This is a genomic window from Rhodococcus sp. ENV425, assembly GCF_002887785.1.
GTDB lineage: Bacteria > Actinomycetota > Actinomycetes > Mycobacteriales > Mycobacteriaceae > Rhodococcus > Rhodococcus aetherivorans.
This window is the reverse complement of record NZ_PCZU01000151.1, coordinates 4,358-22,181: the sequence shown is the minus strand read 5'-3', so window position 1 is coordinate 22,181 and position 17,824 is coordinate 4,358. Positions and strand designations below refer to the sequence as shown.

18 protein-coding genes are annotated in these 17,824 nt (G+C 71.7%); 11 read left to right on the top strand and 7 right to left on the bottom strand.

Annotated features, from left to right (window positions below):
• The 4 genes from CQZ88_RS12175 to CQZ88_RS12160 form a co-directional block, all read left to right on the top strand.
• Positions 1-546: resuscitation-promoting factor (locus CQZ88_RS12175; protein WP_180986999.1), on the top strand; the 546-nt coding region annotated here is incomplete at its 5' end.
• Positions 547-633: 87 nt separating this feature from the next.
• Positions 634-1,524: a 16S rRNA (adenine(1518)-N(6)/adenine(1519)-N(6))-dimethyltransferase RsmA gene (rsmA, locus tag CQZ88_RS12170; RefSeq protein WP_037201475.1), complete on the top strand. Its 891-nt coding sequence runs from the start codon at positions 634-636 to the stop codon at positions 1,522-1,524.
• A 267-nt stretch (positions 1,525-1,791) separates the two neighbouring features.
• On the top strand, positions 1,792-1,998 hold the full coding sequence (locus CQZ88_RS12165) for a cold-shock protein (RefSeq protein WP_003937832.1): 207 nt from the start codon (positions 1,792-1,794) through the stop codon (positions 1,996-1,998).
• A 442-nt stretch (positions 1,999-2,440) separates the two neighbouring features.
• Positions 2,441-2,647: a cold-shock protein gene (locus CQZ88_RS12160; RefSeq protein ID WP_003937832.1), complete on the top strand. Its 207-nt coding sequence runs from the start codon at positions 2,441-2,443 to the stop codon at positions 2,645-2,647.
• Between the two features lie 81 nt (positions 2,648-2,728).
• Here CQZ88_RS12160 and CQZ88_RS12155 read toward each other — a convergent pair whose 3' ends face one another.
• The gene (locus CQZ88_RS12155) at positions 2,729-3,718 is read right to left on the bottom strand and encodes a YafY family protein (RefSeq protein WP_065922882.1); all 990 of its coding nucleotides are present in this window, start codon (positions 3,716-3,718) and stop codon (positions 2,729-2,731) included.
• A gap of 75 nt (positions 3,719-3,793) precedes the next feature.
• Between CQZ88_RS12155 and CQZ88_RS12150 the strand changes: the two genes are divergently transcribed.
• Both CQZ88_RS12150 and CQZ88_RS12145 read left to right on the top strand, forming a co-directional pair.
• Positions 3,794-4,720, top strand: a complete 927-nt coding sequence (locus CQZ88_RS12150; RefSeq protein WP_006938943.1) for a 4-(cytidine 5'-diphospho)-2-C-methyl-D-erythritol kinase — start codon at positions 3,794-3,796, stop codon at positions 4,718-4,720.
• Positions 4,721-4,743: 23 nt separating this feature from the next.
• Positions 4,744-6,540 (top strand): ABC-F family ATP-binding cassette domain-containing protein, encoded by a 1,797-nt coding sequence (locus tag CQZ88_RS12145; RefSeq protein WP_006938940.1) that lies wholly within the window; start codon positions 4,744-4,746, stop codon positions 6,538-6,540.
• 61 nt (positions 6,541-6,601) lie between these two features.
• Here CQZ88_RS12145 and CQZ88_RS12140 read toward each other — a convergent pair whose 3' ends face one another.
• From CQZ88_RS12140 to CQZ88_RS12130, 3 genes are read right to left on the bottom strand one after another with little or no spacing between them, the layout of a single operon-like run.
• Positions 6,602-7,759 (bottom strand): acyl-CoA dehydrogenase family protein, encoded by a 1,158-nt coding sequence (locus CQZ88_RS12140; protein ID WP_006938938.1) that lies wholly within the window; start codon positions 7,757-7,759, stop codon positions 6,602-6,604.
• Positions 7,756-8,550 (bottom strand): enoyl-CoA hydratase-related protein, encoded by a 795-nt coding sequence (locus tag CQZ88_RS12135; protein ID WP_065922881.1) that lies wholly within the window; start codon positions 8,548-8,550, stop codon positions 7,756-7,758. The genes CQZ88_RS12140 and CQZ88_RS12135 overlap by 4 nt, the downstream gene beginning before the upstream one ends.
• On the bottom strand, positions 8,547-10,061 hold the full coding sequence (locus tag CQZ88_RS12130; RefSeq protein ID WP_102799800.1) for an acetyl-CoA acetyltransferase: 1,515 nt from the start codon (positions 10,059-10,061) through the stop codon (positions 8,547-8,549). Before CQZ88_RS12130 ends, CQZ88_RS12135 begins: the two co-directional genes overlap by 4 nt.
• Positions 10,062-10,161: 100 nt before the next feature.
• Between CQZ88_RS12130 and CQZ88_RS12125 the strand changes: the two genes are divergently transcribed.
• The 4 genes from CQZ88_RS12125 to CQZ88_RS12110 all read left to right on the top strand — a co-directional run bounded on the left by CQZ88_RS12125 (position 10,162) and on the right by CQZ88_RS12110 (position 12,968).
• Positions 10,162-10,791, top strand: a complete 630-nt coding sequence (locus CQZ88_RS12125) for a TetR/AcrR family transcriptional regulator (RefSeq protein WP_029542101.1) — start codon at positions 10,162-10,164, stop codon at positions 10,789-10,791.
• A gap of 101 nt (positions 10,792-10,892) precedes the next feature.
• The gene (locus tag CQZ88_RS12120) at positions 10,893-11,372 is read left to right on the top strand and encodes a nuclear transport factor 2 family protein (protein WP_006938931.1); all 480 of its coding nucleotides are present in this window, start codon (positions 10,893-10,895) and stop codon (positions 11,370-11,372) included.
• Positions 11,373-11,400: 28 nt separating this feature from the next.
• Positions 11,401-11,847 carry a glyoxalase/bleomycin resistance/extradiol dioxygenase family protein gene (locus CQZ88_RS12115; RefSeq protein WP_006938929.1) on the top strand — a complete coding sequence of 149 codons (447 nt, stop codon included), beginning with the start codon at positions 11,401-11,403 and terminating at the stop codon, positions 11,845-11,847.
• Positions 11,848-11,930: 83 nt separating this feature from the next.
• Complete coding sequence (locus CQZ88_RS12110) at positions 11,931-12,968, top strand: enoyl-CoA hydratase/isomerase family protein (protein WP_102799799.1); 1,038 nt, start codon at positions 11,931-11,933, stop codon at positions 12,966-12,968.
• 126 nt (positions 12,969-13,094) lie between these two features.
• On the opposite strand, the gene CQZ88_RS12105 is transcribed toward CQZ88_RS12110, so the two are convergent.
• Together CQZ88_RS12105 and CQZ88_RS12100 are read right to left on the bottom strand one after the other, a co-directional pair.
• Positions 13,095-13,628 (bottom strand): hypothetical protein, encoded by a 534-nt coding sequence (locus CQZ88_RS12105; RefSeq protein WP_065922878.1) that lies wholly within the window; start codon positions 13,626-13,628, stop codon positions 13,095-13,097.
• 85 nt (positions 13,629-13,713) lie between these two features.
• The gene (locus tag CQZ88_RS12100) at positions 13,714-15,381 is read right to left on the bottom strand and encodes a peptide chain release factor 3 (RefSeq protein WP_006938923.1); all 1,668 of its coding nucleotides are present in this window, start codon (positions 15,379-15,381) and stop codon (positions 13,714-13,716) included.
• Between the two features lie 199 nt (positions 15,382-15,580).
• Here CQZ88_RS12100 and CQZ88_RS12095 point away from each other — a divergent pair, with 199 nt between their 5' ends.
• A complete protein-coding gene (locus CQZ88_RS12095) occupies positions 15,581-17,215 on the top strand; it encodes a fatty acyl-AMP ligase (RefSeq protein WP_065922877.1) in 1,635 nt (544 codons plus the stop codon).
• A 40-nt stretch (positions 17,216-17,255) separates the two neighbouring features.
• Here CQZ88_RS12095 and pth read toward each other — a convergent pair.
• Positions 17,256-17,824 (bottom strand): aminoacyl-tRNA hydrolase (pth, locus tag CQZ88_RS12090; protein WP_102799802.1); only part of this gene is annotated, 569 nt, incomplete at its 5' end.

The window sequence follows — 17,824 nt, the reverse complement described above, 5'->3', positions numbered from 1 at the left end:
GCGGCGCTGACCGACGGCCTCGAGATCCGCGTCACCCGCCAGCGCACGGTCCGGGTCACCGAGACTCAGCCGCTCGCGCCTCCGGAGCAGCGCATCGAGGATCCCACCATGAACATGAGCCGGACGGTCGTCGAGAACCCCGGCGTGCCCGGCGTGCACGACGTCACCTTCGCCGTCACCACCGTCGACGGCGTCGAGACCACCCGCGAACAGATCGACGCCGTCGTCACCACCCCGGCGCAGCCGCGCATCGTGCGCGTGGGCGCCAAGCCGGGAACCGAGGTGCCGCCCGTCGAGAACGGCGACGCCTGGGACGCCCTCGCGCAGTGCGAAGCCACCGGCGACTGGGCCGTCAACACCGGCAACGGCTACTACGGCGGCCTGCAGTTCGACCAGAGCACCTGGGAGCGCCAGGGCGGCCTGAAGTATGCGCCCCGTGCCGACCTCGCCACCCGGGAAGAACAGATCGCCGTCGCGAGCCGGATGCAGCGTGCCCAGGGCTGGGGAGCGTGGCCGTCCTGCTCGTCCCGCATCGGCGTGCGTTAGGTTCGGCACGTGCCAGACCACTCACCCGGCGACCCCGGCTCGACCCCCCGCGACGGTTCCGACGTGACCGCTCGCGACGGTTCCGACGTGACCGCCCGCGACGGTTCCGACGTGACCGCTCGCGGTCGTGCCGCCCTGCTCGGTCCCGCCGAGGTGCGCGCCCTCGCGGAGGAGTTCGGGGTCCGGCCGACCAAACAACTCGGCCAGAACTTCGTGCACGACGCCAACACGGTGCGCCGCATCGTCTCGGTCGCCGGCGTGGGCCGCGACGACGTGGTGCTCGAGGTCGGCCCGGGCCTCGGCTCGCTGACGCTCGCCCTGCTCGACGTCGTCGACCGCGTCGTCGCCGTGGAGATCGATCCCAGGCTCGCCGAGCGCCTGCCCGCGACGGTCGCCGACCGCGCGCCCGACCTCGCCGGGCGGCTCGACGTCGTCCTGAAGGACGCCATGCGGGTGTATCCGGCCGACCTGCCGGCCACCCCGACGGCGCTCGTCGCGAACCTGCCCTACAACGTCGCGGTGCCCGTGCTGCTGCACTTGTTCGCCGAATTCGACTCGCTGCGCACGGCTCTGGTGATGGTGCAGGCCGAGGTGGCCGATCGGCTCGCCGCCGAACCCGGGAGCCGCGTGTACGGCGTGCCCAGTGTCAAGGCCGGCTTCTTCGGCCACGTCCGTCGCGCCGGGTCGGTGGGCCGGGCCGTCTTCTGGCCGGTGCCCCAGGTGGAATCCGGGCTGGTGCGCATCGACCGCTACGCCGAGCCGCCGTGGCCCACGGACGAGGGGCACCGCCGCAGGGTATTCGCCGTCGTCGATGCCGCATTCGCGCAGCGCCGCAAGACGCTGCGGGCAGCGCTGAGCGGCTGGGCCGGTTCGGCCGCGGAGGCCGAGCGACGCCTGCTCGCCGCCGGGATCGATCCGTCGACGCGGGGGGAGAAGCTGGACGCCGCTGCCTTCGTGCGGATCGCCGCCGCGCAGTGACGGCGCCGGGCAGGGCCGGTACGCAGTGACGGCGCCGGGCGGGTCGGTTCCGTCGCAGCGCTTGGCAGGCGGGCGGATCTGTGCTCTACTGGTACACGGTCGTTAGGTAGTGTGTTCGTGGTTTACCCCTCGCACATTTCTAGTTGCGAGCGGATGCGAAATTCCCACGGAATCCTTCTCAGCCGTCGAGTGACAGGCCCGGACGACGTCGTGTCGTTCGACGAAAGATGAAGGCCGCACGGCTTTCCGAGATGTATGAGGTTGAAAATGGTTGAAGGTACCGTGAAGTGGTTCAACGGCGAAAAGGGCTTCGGCTTCATTGCCCCCGCCGACGGCTCCGCGGACGTCTTCGTGCACTTCTCCGAGATCCAGGGTCGCGGCTTCCGCACCCTCGAGGAGAACCAGCGCGTGAGCTTCGAGGTCGGCCAGGGTCAGAAGGGCCCGCAGGCCACCGGCGTCACCGTCATCGGCTGACGTAGGTCGAACGCTCGGCGCGCGTTCCCCGGGCAGGTGCCTTCTCCGACGGCCTCGTGAGGTCGTCGTGGAAGTGTCGCCGTGAGAGGTGCATCCGAGCAGTGAAGAGGGGCCGGTCCGCAGGGACCGGCCCCTCTTCGTGTCGGTGGGCCGGCGTCGTCGTATCCGGGCGTCGGCGTCGTGTCCTGCGAAAACGTTTCGGCACAACGCTGTTTCGTGGCAGTTCCGGCGATATCGCTGGCGGTGCGGGCGCCGATGTGATCTACTTGCACTCGGTCGTTAGGTAGTGTTCGTGGTTCACCCCTCGCGCATTTCTGGTCGCGAGCGGATGCGATAGCCCACACGGAATCGTTTTCTACCGTCGAGTGACAGACCCGAGCGGCGATGTGTCGCTCGACGAGTGGGGAAGCCTGGTGCTTCCCGAATCTTCTTAGGAATGAACATGGTTGAAGGTACCGTGAAGTGGTTCAACGGCGAAAAGGGCTTCGGCTTCATTGCCCCCGCCGACGGCTCCGCGGACGTCTTCGTGCACTTCTCCGAGATCCAGGGTCGCGGCTTCCGCACCCTCGAGGAGAACCAGCGCGTGAGCTTCGAGGTCGGCCAGGGTCAGAAGGGCCCGCAGGCCACCGGCGTCACCGTCATCGGCTGACACACCCGCCTCACCGGCCGGATGTCACACGAGTTCGGTTCGATCGAATACGTGTGACATCCGGTCATCGCACGCGCCGGCTCAGTCGCTCACAGCGACGGAGCCGGCGCGTTCGTATCGCCGGGCCAGCAGCTCGTGGCGCCGTCCCGCGTGCAGGCACGCGTCCCGCAGTTCCGGCGGATCCAGCACGGTGAAGTCGACGTCGAACGCCGCGAGCCAGCCCGCGATCGACCCGAGCGACGTGCCGCCGAGCGCCACCGCGCAATGGTCGTCGTCGACCGGTTCGAGGGTGCCCCACTGCTCGTCGACCATGGGCGCGATCGACTCGAACGGCGCGTGCAGCAGCACCCGGGCCCGGACCCGGACCGACCCGCGCGCGATGCCCCGGGCCACGAACTCCGCGGCCCCGCCGGGCGGCAGCCCGCGTGTGGTGAACCGCGGACCGGTGGGGATCTTCGGTTCCATCCGGTCGACGCGGAACGACCGCCAGTCCTGCCGGTGCAGATCCCACGCCACCAGATACCACCGTGCCCCGGAGCGCACCAGCCGGTACGGCTCCACCTCCCGCCGCGAGAATCCGCCGTCGTGCGTGCGGTAGTCGAAGCGCAGCCGCTCGTGTGCGTGGCACACCGAGGCGACGGCGGACAGCAGGCCCGCGTCGACCGCGGACGCGGCCGGAGCCTGCTCGACCACGTCCACCCGCAGCGCTTCGAGCCGGTGCCGCAACCGCGACGGCATCACCTGCCGCAGCTTGGCCAGGGCGCGGCCCGAGGCCTCCCCGATGCCCGTCACCGAGCCGGTCGCGCCGGACTGCAGCGCGACCGCCACCGCGACGACCTCCTCGTCGTCGAGCAGCAGCGGCGGCATCTCCGCACCCGCGCCGAGGCGGTACCCGCCGCCGACCCCGACGGTCGCGTCCACCGGGTAGCCGAGGTCGCGAAGCCTGTCGACGTCGCGGCGCACCGTGCGGGTGGTGATCTGCAGGCGCTCGGCGAGCTCGGTGCCGGACCAGTCCCGTCGGGTCTGGAGCAGCGACAGCAGGCGCAGCAGGCGAGCGGACGTTTCGCGCATGGCCCGAGCATGCCAGTGAACGAGGACAGCCGTCGTCCGCAATCGGTTCCGCGCGGGTGCGTAAGCTGTATATCCGTGCTGTCCGTCGTTCCGAGCCCCGTCACCGTGCGGGCGCCGTCCAAGGTGAATCTGCACCTCGCCGTCGGTGACCTGCGCGACGACGGATACCACGAGCTGCGCACGGTCTTCCACGCGCTGTCGCTGAGCGACGAGGTGTCCGTCGCCCGCGCCGACACGCTGAGCCTGCGGGTACGCGGTGCCGACGCCGCGGCTGTCCCCACCGACGCCGGCAACCTTGCGTGGCGGGCGGCGGCCCTGCTCGCCGAGCGCGCCGGACGCGCACCCGAGGTCGCCATCACGATCGACAAGGGCATTCCCGTCGCGGGTGGCATGGCCGGCGGCAGCACCGATGCCGCCGCCACGCTCGTCGCCCTCGACGCCCTGTGGGGGCTCGGTCTCACCCGCGACGACCTCGACGAGTTCGCCGCCGAACTGGGCAGCGACGTCCCGTTCTGCCTGCACGGCGGCACCGCCATCGGCACCGGGCGCGGCGAGCGCCTGGTGCCCGTGCTCTCCCGCGGCACGTTCCACTGGGTGCTGGCCCTCGCCAAGGGCGGCCTGTCCACCCCGGTGGTGTTCCGCGAGCTGGACCGGCTCCGGGCCGAGGGCTCCCCGCCCCGGGTCGGCGGACTCGACAGTCTGCTGCAGGCGCTTGCCGCCGGCGATCCACACGCGCTGGCGCCGCTGCTGGGCAACGACCTGCAGGCCGCTGCCCTGTCGCTCGAGCCCGCGCTGCGGCGCACCCTGCGTGCGGGCGTGGAGGCCGGGGCCCTGGCGGGCATCGTCTCCGGGTCCGGACCCACATGCGCGTTCCTGTGCGCCGACGCCGCCGCGGCGGTGACGGTGAGCGCCGAGCTGGCCGGTGCCGGCGTGTGCCGGACGGTGCGCGTGGCCTCCGGGCCGGTCCCGGGCGCGCGCGTCGTCGACAACTCCCACCACTGATCTCTCGGAAGGCATTGCTCCGCGTGGCGAATCTGATCAACCTCGAACAGGTCTCGAAGTCCTTCGGCATCAAGCCGCTGCTGGACTCGGTGTCCCTCGGCGTGCAGGAAGGTGAACGCATCGGCGTCGTCGGCCTCAACGGCGGCGGCAAGACCACCCTGCTCGAGGTCCTCACCGGCCTCGAGGAGCCCGACTCGGGCCGGGTCAGCCGGGTGGGCGGGCTGCGCATGGCGGTCGTCACCCAGCGCGGTGTTCTGCCGCCCGGGTCCACGGTCGGGCAGGTCGTGCTCGGGCCGTTGGGTGTCGCCGAGCACGAGTGGGCCGGCGACGCCCGGATCCGTTCCGTCCTCGCGGGCATCGGCGTCGACCGGCTCGGCCTCGACGCGCTCGTCGACGGTCTCTCCGGCGGCGAGCGACGGCGCGTCGCGCTCGCGGCCGCGCTCGTGCAGGACCTCGACCTGCTCGTGCTGGACGAACCCACCAACCACCTCGACGTCGAGGGCGTGCAGTGGCTCGCCGAGCACCTGCTCGCCCGGCGCAGCGCCCTCGTCGTCGTCACCCACGACCGGTGGTTCCTCGACACCGTCGCGACCCGCACGTGGGAGGTCGTGAACGGGCAGGTGGAGAGCTACGAGGGCGGCTACAACGACTGGATCTTCGCCCGCGCCGAGCGGGCCCGGCAGGCCGATGCGATGGAGGAACGGCGCCGCAACCTCGCGCGCAAGGAACTGGCGTGGCTGCGGCGCGGGGCTCCGGCGCGCACCTCGAAGCCGCGCTACCGCATCGAGGCGGCGGAGTCGCTGATCGCGAACGTGCCGCCGCCGCGGGACACGGTGGCGCTGGCGTCGTTCGCCAAACGGCGCCTCGGCCGGGTGGTCATCGAACTCGAGGACGCGACGCTGACCACCCCCGACGGCCGGGAACTGGTGCACGACCTCACGTGGCGGCTCGGCCCGGGCGAGCGGATCGGCCTGGTCGGGGTCAACGGATCGGGGAAGACGACGCTGCTGCGCACCCTCGCCGGGGAACTCGAACCGGCGTCGGGTCGTCGCATCCAGGGCAAGACCGTCGAGATCGGTTGGCTGCGACAGGAACTCGACGACCTGCCCACCGACCTGCGGGTGCTCGACGCAGTCAAGGACGTGGCTGAGCGGATCACCCTGGGGGACAAGGAGATCTCGGCCGGCCAGCTCGCCGAACGGCTCGGCTTCACCCCGGCGCGGCAGCGCACCCCCGTCGGAGACCTCTCCGGCGGCGAGCGCCGACGGCTGCAGCTGACCCGGGTGCTCATGGCCGAGCCGAACGTGCTGCTGCTCGACGAGCCCACCAACGACCTGGACATCGACACCCTGCAGCAGCTCGAGGACCTGCTGGACGGCTGGGCGGGCACCATGGTGGTCATCTCCCACGACCGCTACCTGATCGAGCGGATCTGCGACTCGACGTGGGCGCTGTTCGGCGACGGCAGGCTCACCAACCTCCCGGGCGGGATCGACGAGTACCTGCGCCGGCGCGCGGCGCTGGGCGACGGGGACATCCCGTCGTCGGCCTCCACCGTGGCAAAGGCGTCGACTCCGGACCAGATTGCGGCGCAACCGAAGCGCGACGGTGCGGCCGAGCGCGCCGCCCGCAAGGAACTGGCACGGCTCGAGCGGAGCGTGGCGAAGCTGACCGAGCGCGAGGAGAAGCTGCACCACGACCTCGCCGACGCGGCCACCGACCCCGATCGCCTGCAGAAGCTCGACGCCGAGCTGCGCAGCGTGGTCGCGGAGAAGGAGGCCGCCGAGGAGCAGTGGATGGAGCTGGCAGAGGGGTTGTAGGCCCCGGTGTGTCCTTTGGGCGGCAGCAGCAGCCCAAAGGACACACCGGCGGCGAAGCCGCCTACAATCCCAGCAGCTTGCTGATGATCTCGTTCATGATCTCGGTGGTGCCGCCGCCGATGCCGAGAACGCGGGCATCGCGGAAGTGGCGTTCGACCTCGCTCTCGCGCATGCAGCCGAGGCCGCCGAAGAGCTGCACCGACTCCATCACCGCGTGGTCGCACACCCGGACGGCGAAGTTCTTCGCCATCGACGTCTCGAGCAGCATCGCCTCGCCGTTCACCCAGCGTTCGGCGACGGAGCGGCAGAAGGTGTGGGCCGCAGCGATCTCGGTTGCCGTCTCCGCGAGCCGGTGGCGCACCACCTGACGGCTCGACAGGGGCCGGCCGAACGTCTCGCGCGAACGGACCCACTCCACCGCCAGGTCGTAGCAACGCCGCGCGGTGGCGACGGCCTGGAACGCGAGCGAGAGCCGCTCGCCCTGGAACTGCTGCGCGATCTGTGCGAACCCGCTGTTCTCCTCGCCGATCAGGTTCGCGACGGGCACCCGCACGTCGTCGTAGAACAGCTCGGCGGTGTCCGAGCACAGCCAGCCCATCTTGTCGAGCTTGCGCGAGACCGTGAATCCCGGTGTGCCGGTGGGCACGACGATCAGCGAGATGCCCCCGGCTCCCGCCGCACCCGTGCGGACGGCGGTGGTGACGAAATCGGCGCGCGTGCCGGAGGTGATGTACAGCTTGGCGCCGTTGATCACGTACTCGTCGCCGTCGCGGCGGGCGGTGGTCCGGATGCCCGCGACGTCGGAACCCCCGCCCGGCTCGGTGATCCCCAGCGAGCCGATCATCCGGCCCTCGAGGGCGGGCCGGGCGAACCGCTCGATCAGGTCCCGGTTCCCGGACGCGACGATGTGCGGGGTGGCGATGCCGTGGCTGAACAACGCGGAGATCAGGCCGGACGAGCCGCCCGCGAGGATGATCTCCTCGAGGATCGCGAGCATGTCGAGCGGGTTGCCGCCGGAACCGCCGTGCTCCTCGGCGACCGAGGCGCCGAGCAGCCCGGCGTCGGCCGCCGTGCGGTGCAGCTCGGGCGGGACGGCGCCCTCGCGCTCCCAGGTGTCGAGGTGCGGGAGGATCTCCTTGCGGGTGAAGTCGGCGGCGAGCCGGCGCAGCGCGGCCCGCTCGGGGGTGTCCCAGGTTTCCCTGTTCAACGTCGTGGTCATCGTCCGCTCCAGACGGGTGTGCGCTTCTCCATGAAGGCCATGACACCCTCGAGGGTGTCGGCGCTGGTGGTCAGTCGGGCCAGGGCGGCGTCGGTCGCGGCCCACGCCTGTTCCTCGGACGGGACGATGCCGTCGACGATCCCGCGCGCGATCGTCTTGCTCGCCTGCACGGCCAGGGGTGCGCCGGCGGCGACGAGGTCGGCGAGTTCGAGCGCGGTGGTGAGGAGGTCGGTCCGCGGAACGACGCGGTTCACCAGACCCCAGCGCAGCGCGTCGGTCGCGGCCATCGGCTTGCCGGTGAGCACGAGCTCCATCGCGACGGCCCGCGGGAGGGCTTCGACGATCCGGAATACGCCGCCGGCGCCGGCGATGAGGCCGCGGTGGACCTCGGGCAGCCCGAATTCGGCGGTGTCGGCGGCGACGACGAGGTCGCTCGCGAGGGCGAGCTCGGTACCGCCGCCGAGGGCGGTGCCGTTGACCGCCGCGACGATCGGCTTGGTGATGTGGTGCCTGACCACGCCGGCGAAGCCCCAGTGCGCGGTCTCGGGCGGGGTCACCCCACCCGGGCCGGCGGTGCCGAGCGCCTTGAGATCGGCGCCGCCGCAGAACACGCTGTCCCCGGCGCCGGTGAGGACGACGACGCGCACGTCCGGATCCTTGTCGGCGCGTTCCCACGCCTCGCCGAGGCCGGTGTGCACGTCGGCGTTGATGCTGTTGGCGGCCTTGGGCCGGTTGATGGTGACGAGCAACGTGTGGCCGCGCTGCTCGACCAGGACGACGGGCTCGGTCATGCGGGGGTCTCCTCGGGGACGGGGTCGGTCAGGGTGACGGTGAGGGCGCCACCGCGGTCGACGACGTGGACGGTGCGGCCGGCGAGGTCGGGACCGCCGGCGAGCCCCGCCGCGCCCGCCGCATCGGTGTAGCCGGAGACCCGGCGGCCGTCGGGGGTGGTGCCCACCAGGAACCCGATCGCCGGGTGGCCGTCGCGTCCGTATTCTGCGGTGGCCGTGTGGATCTCGACCTCTCCGGTGTAGTCGGCGGCGAACTCGGGTGCGGTGGCGGTCAGCACGCGAGGCTCGGGGTCGCCGACGTACCCGCGGGTGTGCGGGGCGGCGGCGAGCACGACGGTGTGCTGGTAGGTCAGGTAGCCGCCGTTGCCGTGGACGAGGGCGATCTCGGCGTCGGTGCGCAGCCGGCGCGTGACGGCGACGAACGAGTGCAGCGTGTAGCTGTTGAGCGGTCCGCCGAAGAACGAGTGGCCGCCGGTGACGCTCGGGACGGTCTCGCGGGGCAGGCCGAGGTGCTCGATGAGCAACTTCGGCACCACGGGGAAGCAGCTGTAGGCGTCCACGATATCGAGGTCGGCCGGCCGGAGATCGGTGCGTTCGAGGGTGCGGGCGAGGGCGTCGGCCAGCGCCGCGGACCGGCCGAAGTCGGCGCGGGCGAGGATGTCGGCCGGCTCGGTCGCGCCCGCACCGCCCCACACGTACACGATCCGGTCCTCGGCGACGCCGAGCTCGCGGGCGGTCGCGAGGGAGGTGACGACGACGGCGGCCGCCTGGTCGACGAACGGCATCGCGTTGAGCAGCAGCGGGTACGGGGCGGTGACCATCCGGTTGCGGGGGCCGACGGCGGTGATGTCCTCGGCGGTGCGCAGGTCCGGGTTCCAGGCGGCGGGGTTGCGGCCGGCGATCTCCGAGAACGCGGCGTACAGCTGGGCGGACCAGGCCAGCGACTCGTCGCGGGAGTGACCGAGTTCGTGGCTGAGCCGGGTCTCGAACAGCGGGTAGACGCGCGTGGGTGCGATCATCCCGGCGCGCTGCATGGCGGGGCTGCCGAGGTCGTCGGGGTCGAACGCCGGCGGCCCGCCGGGGTCGGTGGTCCAGCCGAGCGTGGCCGGGTCGGTGCCGGTCTTCGTCGCGGCGGTGACCGAGGCCTGGGACTCGCCGCCGACGAGCAGCGCGACACCCGCGGCGCCGGTGGCGATCTCGTGGGCGATCCGGTCGAGCAGGGCGGCCGGCCAGTGCCCGCCGATGGGGCTGGTGTGGGTGCGGACCGCTGCGGCGCCGAGACGCGCGGCGAGCAGGGCGGGCAGGTCGTCGTACGCCCAGCTCGCGGTCTTGACGGCGTACACGGAGTCGATGCGCTGGGCGAGTCCGTCGGCACCGGAGTCGGCGAGGGCGGCCACGGCGGCCTCGTGGATCAGGTCGAGCGGTTCGCGGGGGTCGGCGGGGGCGCCGGCGCGTCCGGAGCGCAGGTCGCCGACGCCGACGACGACGGGTACCCGGGCAGGGTCGGTCATGGCGGTCCTCGGGGGAGTTGTCCTGGGATCGGTCACCCGCACACTAATACGGACTGATTCAGTCTGTAAATGGGGTGGGGTGTCTGGCACACTGCAGACCGTGACCGAGCCGACCGTCCGTCGCCGGGGCCGACCCCGCGACGCCGACCTCGAGGACCGCGTCTACGACGCGGTGATCGAGGTCTACTCCGAGACCAGCTGGCGCGGCTTCACCATCGACGCGGTCGGCAGGCGCGCCCGGGTGGGCCGCGCGGCGCTGTACCGGCGCTGGGCCACCAAGGACGAGTTGCTCGTGCAGGCCCTCGAGGCGCGCAGCCCGCTGCCGGTGCCGATCGACACCGGATCGTTGCGCTCGGACCTGGTCGAGCTCGTCACCCAGCTGCTGCGCGGCTACCGCACCACGCCCGGGCTGGTGAGCCTGCGCGTCGCGCTCGACGCCCGCGTGCACCCGGACCTGCTGGCCAACCTGACCACCACGCTCAACCGGAGCCGCCTCGTCGCGGCCCGCACCATCGTGCTGCGGGCGGTCGAGCGGGGCGAGCTGCCCCCGGCGGTCTCGGTGACCCTGCTGCTCGAGATGGTCACCGGCGCGGCGCTCAGTCACGTGCTGTTCTCCCTCGCCGACCCGGGATCGGCGGCGGACGACGACGCCTATGCCCGCACGCTCGTCGACGCCGCGATCCGGGCGCTGGTCGCGGAACGGGAACACGATCCAGGTGCCGTGACCTAACTGCAATCGAATTGCCCGGCGAGCCGCCGAAATCGATACCCTCCGAGGGTGATCCCGGCTAGCCTGGCTGACAGGTCTTACCTGTGGTGGGAGGCGCGAGAATGGATCTGCAGGCGATAGGTGAGATCGAGCGGCTGAAGTACCGCTACGCGCGGGCGCTCGACACGAAGTCGTGGATCGAACTGGCCGACACCATGGTTCCCGAGGCCACCGCCGTCTACGGCGAGCACCTGAGTTTCGAGTCGCGCGACGCGTTCCTGAACTTCCTCGAGAACACCCTCGGATCCCACGTCATCACCGAACATCACTGTGGCCATCCCGAGATCGACGTCGAGGGCGACACGGCCACGGGCATCTGGTTCCTGGCCGACACGGTGGTGGTGCCCGAGGACGGGCTGGTGATGCGCGGGTCCGCCTACTACCACGACCGCTATGTGCGTTGCTCCGACGGGAGCTGGCGCATCTCCCATACCGGATACGAAAGAAACTGGGAGACAGTCACATCCGTGTCCGACATGCCCAGCTTCCGGCTCACGTCGAACCGGTGGTCGCTGCTGCAGCAGCCGCCCCGCGCATCCTGAACCACCCGAGAGGAGGGGACCCCGCCCGATGACCGCGACCGACACCGAAGTCTTCCCCCGGGCCGGTGCGCTCCCGTATCTCATCGTGGCGCGCGCCCGCAGCGCCATCGACTGGTACCGGCAGGTGTTCGGCGCGACACTGGCCGCGGACCCCGTGGTGCTGGAGGACGGCCGGATCGGGCACGCCGAGCTGGTCTTTCCGACCGGAATGGTCTACCTCGCGGAGGAGTTCCCCGAGATGGGCCTGGCCGCGCCCGAGGCCGGCGCGACGTCGGTGAGCCTGATGCTGCCGGTCGCCGACACCGACGCCGTTCTCGCGAAGGCCCACGACGCCGGCGGCACCGTCGAGCGCTGGATCGCCGAGAGCCACGGTCACCGCAACGCCACGCTGCTCGATCCGTTCGGGCACCGCTGGCTGCTCATCGGCCCCCCGACCGGTCGCCGGCAGGACGGCACCGCCGGTACCGGACAGTAGGCCGCGGTGCGCCGAGTTCGACACGCGCGCCGCCGGGCTCACACGATCGGCCGTCGGGGGAGCGGCCCGGTAGGCTCCGCCCCGTGACCGACACCTTCATCCGCACCCGCGTCGCCAACGGCATCGGCGAGGTGGTGCTCGACCGGCCGGTGGCGCTCAACGCCCTCGACTCGTCGATGATCCGCGACATGTACGAGGCCCTGCTGGCGTGGCGCGACGACCCCGAGATCACCGCGGTGCTGGTCACCAGCGCATCCGACCGGGCGTTCTGCGCGGGCGGCGACATCAAGCCGGTGCGGGACGCCGCCGTGGCCGGCGACACCGCCACGGTGCGGGACTACTTCGCGAACGAGTACCGGCTCGACGAACTGGTCGCCACCTACCCCAAGCCGTATCTCGCGCTCCTCGACGGCGTCACGATGGGCGGCGGGCTGGGCATCTCGGTACACGGCGCGGTGCGCGTCGTGACGGAGAAGGCGATGCTGGCGATGCCGGAGACGGCGATCGGCTTCATCCCCGACGTCGGCGCCAGCCACTTCCTGCCGCGGCTGCGCGGCACCACCGCCCGCTGCGACGCGGTCGGCCTGTATCTGGCGCTGACCGGCGCCCGCGCCGACGCGGGCGACGCCATCGCCGTCGGCCTGGCCACCCACTTCGTTCCCAGTCACCGGATCGAAGCCCTCGCCGACCGGATCCGCGAGGGACACTGGCAGCTGGCGCTCGACGAGTTCGCCGAGGCGGCCCCCGCATCGGCGATCGCCGACCGCTACGCCGACATCGACGCGGTGTTCGGCGACGGCACCGTCGCCGACGCCGTCGAACGGCTCTCCGGCGGCCACGACCTCGACGAGCAGTGGGCCGTCACCACCCGCGCGGCGCTGTGCGCGGCGTCCCCGACGAGCCTCTGGGCCACCGCGGAGCTGCTGCGTCGCGGCGCCGAGAGCACCCTGGGCGAGTGCTTCGCGCGGGAACTCGAGGTCGCGGTGCGGATCACCGCCGAGCCCGACTTCGCCGAGGGGGTGCGCGCGGTGCTCGTCGACAAGGACCGCAACCCGTCGTGGTCGCCGCGGGGGATCGGCGAGGTGGACCCGGCCGTCGTCGCGGGGCTGTTCCGGGAGTAGACGCTCGGCCGGCCGCAGTCCCGCGCGGGGAGTGGGGCGCGACGAGACGACGCATCCGCGCACGAAATCCTCAGCAGTGCGGGTTGTTTCGTGCGTTGCCGACCGGCGGGGGCGCGGATGCGGGCGTCAGCGTGCGCTGCGCTGCGGCGCGAGCAGGTCGACGACGATCTCCTGGCCGCCCAGCACGGCGCGGATCTCCGGGTTCTCGAACCCGCCCGCGACGAGGTACTCGCCGAGCAGGGTGAGCAGTTCGTCGGTGCCGATCGTCGGGTCGGAGGCGGGGGGCCGCTGCGCGCGGGCGGCGAGTTCGGTGTGCGCCAGTCGCGCCGCGATCCGCACGGATGCCACTCCCATCGAGTTGCGGCGCGACGCGGCGGTCGGCGTGCTGTCCGCGGCGACGCCGTTCGTGCCGGCGACGATCTCGTCGAAGCTCGGCAGCGAGAGCGGATCGGTGCCGTTGCCACCGGCCTCGTCGGCGACGTCGTGGTCCGCCGCGTGGCTTCCCACCGAGTGCGGGGCGGACGCGCCGTTACCGGTCAGGGTTCCCGGCAGGGGATAGACGAAGGTGCCCGCCCGCTTGGGCCCCGGCGACTCGTCCGCCGGGTCGGAACGGCCGCGCAGCGGCGTGCCGTCGGTCGGTGCGGCCGAGTCGTCGTCCATGAACGCTCCTGACATCCGCGAGCTCGGTCGGCTCGACGGCACAGCAAACTACCAGTAACACCAGCCCCACGCACCACGGGCGTCCCTAATCGGCGGTGGCCACCAGCGGCTCGAGGGTGAGCTCGGGAAGTTCCTTCTGGATGTACTGCAGCCGCCACTTGTCGCTCACCAGCGCCAGCAGCACCCCGTCCGAGCGGGTGAAGACCTCGACGCCGCGCTGCCGGTTCAGCTCGTCCGCCGAGGCCGCGTCGGTGCGGCGGGCCAGCGCGTAGCCGAGCGGTTCCATCCGCGGCTCGACGTTGTACTCGGCCTTCATCCGGGCCGCCACCACCTCGAACTGCATGGGACCGACGGCTGCCATCACCGGGGACGCGTCGCCGCGGATGTCGTTGCGCAGGATCTGCACCACGCCTTCGGAGTCGAGTTGATCGACGGCCTTGCGGAACTGCTTGTACTTCGAGGCGCTCTCGGCGCGCAGGATCGAGAAGTGCTCGGGCGCGAACGACGGGATCGGCGGGAACTCCACCTTCCTGTCCACGTACAGGGTGTGCCCGGGCGCGAGAGCCGTGGCGTTGACCAGGCCGACCACGTCGCCGGGGTAGGCGTTCTCGACCGTGGACCGTTCCCGGCCGAACACCGTCAGCGCGTACTTGGTGGCGAACGGCTTGCCCGTCTGCGCGTGCGTGACGACCATGCCGCGCTCGAACACCCCGGACACCACCCGCATGAACGCCAGGCGGTCGCGGTGCGCGGTGTCCATGCCCGCCTGCACCTTGAACACCACGGCGCTGAACGGGTCGTCCACGTTGCGGGAGTTGCCGTTCACGTCGAGCCGGGCGCGCGGCGGCGGCGCCAGCGCGACGAGGGTGTCGAGGATCTGCCGGACACCGAAGTTGAGCATCGCCGACGCGAAGATCACCGGCGAGGTCTGCCCGGCCAGGAACAGCTCCTGGTCGTGGTCCTGCCCGCTGGCCGACAGCAGCTCCGACTCCTCGGCCGCCTCGATCCACGTCTCGCCCTCGCGGTCCTCGGCCTCGCCGGGGGAGAGCCGGTCCTCGGGGGCGATCTTCGCGCCGCCGGCGGTGCGGGTGAACTTGACGTACTCGACCGGTGCGCCGTCCTCGCCGCGGCGCAGCAGGCCGCGGAAGTCGCCGGCGATGCCGACGGGCCAGAACAGGGGGGTGGGGGTCAGGCCGATGCGCTCGTCGATCTCGTCGAGCAGTTCCAGCGGGGTCCGGCCGGGCCGGTCCCACTTGTTGATCACGGTGATGACGGGGATGCCCCGGTGCCGGCACACCTGGAACAGCTTGAGCGTCTGCGGCTCGAGGCCCTTGGCGGCGTCGATGAGCATCACCGCCGCATCCACGGCGGTGAGCACCCGGTAGGTGTCCTCGGAGAAGTCGGAGTGGCCGGGAGTGTCGACGAGGTTGATCACGTTGACGACGTCGTCGCCGGACTCCTCGGAGCGATAGTTGAACTGCAGCGCCGTGGAGCTGACGGAGATGCCGCGGGCCTTCTCCATCTCCATCCAGTCGGACACGGTGGACTTGCGCCCGGCCTTGCCGTGCACCGCACCGGCCTCCGCGATGACCTTCGCATGCAGGGCCAGCGCCTCGGTCAGCGTGGACTTGCCGGCGTCCGGGTGGGAGATCACTGCGAAGGTGCGGCGGCGACCCGCTTCCGCGAGCACTTCCTTCGACGACACGGCGGTGTTGCCGGCGTCGTTGCCGGTGGAAACGGGCGGGGTAGTCAACGCAGGAGAACCTCTCGAAGCGGATGTGCGGCTCGTGGATGCGCGCGGGCGGCTCGCGCATCGCAGACAACTCGTCCATGTTACTCGGCGATTGAATGTCGATTTCCGCCAGATTCGGTCACATTCGCCGAAGAGACTCCCCCTCGGCGCGGATCGGGGGCACCCTGGGCGTGGTCGTATCCGGCGTGAGGAGTGGTTCGTGAGCAGATTCACCGACGAGATGTACGAGACCGCGGCTCGCTCGCCGCATGCTCTGGTCACCGGCGAGCCGGACGCCCCGCTGCGGCAGACGTGGGGGCAGATCCACGAGCAGGCCCGGCGCATGGCCGGTGCCCTCGCCGCGGCCGGCATCGGCCACGGCGACGCCGTCGGCATCCTCGCCGGGAATCCGGTGGACATCGCCCCCGCCTGCCAGGCCGTGTGGATGCGCGGTGCCTCGGTGACGATGCTGCACCAGCCCACCCCGCGCACCGACCTGGCCCTGTGGGCCCGCGACACCGAGGTCGTCATCGGCATGATCGGCGCCCGCACCGTGGTGCTCGGCGCCCCCTTCGAGATCGCCGCGCCGCTGCTCGCCGAGCGGGGCATCCCCGTCGTCACGATCGCCGAGATGGACGCCGGCACGCCCGTCGACCCGCTGCCCACCGACGAACAGGACATCGCGCTGCAGCAGCTGACCTCCGGGTCCACGGGATCCCCGAAGGCCGTGCAGATCACGCACGAGAACTTCTACGTCAACGCGTACGCGATGATCGAGCGGATCAAGTTCTCCCTCGACGACGACGTGATGGTCAGCTGGCTGCCGCTGTTCCACGACATGGGGATGGTCGGGTTCCTCAGCGTGCCCATGCAGGTCGGCGCCGAGGTCGTCTCCGTGACCCCGCTCGACTTCCTGCGGTCCCCGCTGCTGTGGGCCGAGCTGATGAGCAAGTACCGCGGAACCGTAACGGCCGCACCGAACTTCGCGTACTCGCTGCTGGCGCGCAAGCTTGCGCAGGCGCCCGACGGCGCGGTCGACCTGTCGTCGGTGCGGTGGATGTGGAACGGTGCCGAGCCGGTCGACCCGGACACCATGGAGGCCCTCGCCGCCGCCGGCGCCCGGTTCGGCCTCGACCCCGCCGCGCTCGCGCCGGTCTACGGCATGGCCGAGACCACCCTCGCGGTCTCGGTGCCGGACCCCGGACGCGGGCAGATCCTCGATCTCGTCGACCCCGACCTGCTCGAGGCCGGCGGGATGGCGGTGCCGTCGAGCCGGTCCAACGCCCGTCGCCTGCCCACTCTCGGCCACCTCGTGCCCGGCCTCGAGGGCCGCGTCGTCGGCCAGGACGGGGAGCTGCTGCCGCCCCGCGGCGTCGGCATCATCCAGTTGCGCGGCAAGGCGGTCACCCACGGCTACCTCACCGTCGACGGTCCGGTGCCCGCGCAGGACTCGCAGGGCTGGTTCGACACCGGCGACGTGGGCTACTTCACCGAGGACGGCCTGATCGTGGTGTGCGGACGCGTCAAGGACGTCATCATCATGGGCGGGCGCAACGTCTATCCCACCGACATCGAACGGGCCGCGTGCAGCGTCGACGGCGTGCGCCCCGGCAACGCCGTCGCGATCCGCCTCGACGCCGGCGACAAACGCGAGTCGTTCGCGGTCGCCGTCGAGACCAACCGGATCGACGATCCGGAGGAGGTGCGCCGCATCGAACACGACGTCGTGCACGCGGTCGTCGCGGAGGTCGGGGTGCGGCCGCGCACCGTCGCGGTGCTCGGGCCGGGCAGCATCCCGAAGACGTCGTCGGGCAAGCTGCGCCGTGGCAGCTCCGTCCACCTGCTGGGCGGCTGACGCCGCGCTCAGTGCACCTGCTGGGCGGCTGACGCCGCGCTCAGTGCAGCCTGTTCTGCGCCTCTTCCAGGCCGACCCGCAGCAACAGCTCCACCGCGTCGGCGGCCTGCTCGCGGATCAGGTCGAGGTCCTTGCGTTCGGTCGAGGAGAACGGCTTGAGCACGTAGTCGGCCGGGTCCATGCGGCCGGGCGGGCGGCCGATCCCGATGCGGGTGCGCAGGTAGTGCTTGGTGCCGAGGGCACTCGAGATCGACCGCAGCCCGTTGTGGCCGTTCTCGCCGCCGCCGAGCTTGAGCCGGATCGTGCCGAAGTCCAGGTCCAGCTCGTCGTGGAGGACGACGACGTCGGCGGGCTCGACGGAGAAGAACCGCGCGAGTCCGGCGACCGGCCCGCCCGAGAGGTTCATGTAGGTGCGTGGCTTGGCGAGGATCACCTGCCGGCCGTCGAGGCGGGCCTGCACGATGTCGGCGTTGCTGCGCTTGTGCGCGCTGAACTTTCCGCCGACCCGGGCGGCGAGCGTGTCGGCCACCATGCAGCCGACGTTGTGGCGGGTCTTCTCGTACTGCGGGCCGGGATTGCCCAGCCCGACGACGAGGGCGGTGCCGTCGC

Excerpts from the sequence above, each read along its gene's own strand:
- CQZ88_RS12155 (WP_065922882.1), bottom strand. The coding sequence starts at position 3,718 with ATGCGCGAAACGTCCGCTCGCCTGCTGCGCCTGCTGTCGCTGCTCCAG.
- CQZ88_RS12130 (WP_102799800.1), bottom strand. The coding sequence starts at position 10,061 with ATGACCGACCCTGCCCGGGTACCCGTCGTCGTCGGCGTCGGCGACCTG.
- CQZ88_RS12115 (WP_006938929.1), top strand. The coding sequence starts at position 11,401 with ATGACCGCGACCGACACCGAAGTCTTCCCCCGGGCCGGTGCGCTCCCG.
- CQZ88_RS12105 (WP_065922878.1), bottom strand. The coding sequence starts at position 13,628 with ATGGACGACGACTCGGCCGCACCGACCGACGGCACGCCGCTGCGCGGC.
- CQZ88_RS12135 (WP_065922881.1), bottom strand. The coding sequence starts at position 8,550 with ATGACCGAGCCCGTCGTCCTGGTCGAGCAGCGCGGCCACACGTTGCTC.
- CQZ88_RS12140 (WP_006938938.1), bottom strand. The coding sequence starts at position 7,759 with ATGACCACGACGTTGAACAGGGAAACCTGGGACACCCCCGAGCGGGCC.
- CQZ88_RS12165 (WP_003937832.1), top strand. The coding sequence starts at position 1,792 with ATGGTTGAAGGTACCGTGAAGTGGTTCAACGGCGAAAAGGGCTTCGGC.
- CQZ88_RS12160 (WP_003937832.1), top strand. The coding sequence starts at position 2,441 with ATGGTTGAAGGTACCGTGAAGTGGTTCAACGGCGAAAAGGGCTTCGGC.
- CQZ88_RS12120 (WP_006938931.1), top strand. The coding sequence starts at position 10,893 with ATGGATCTGCAGGCGATAGGTGAGATCGAGCGGCTGAAGTACCGCTAC.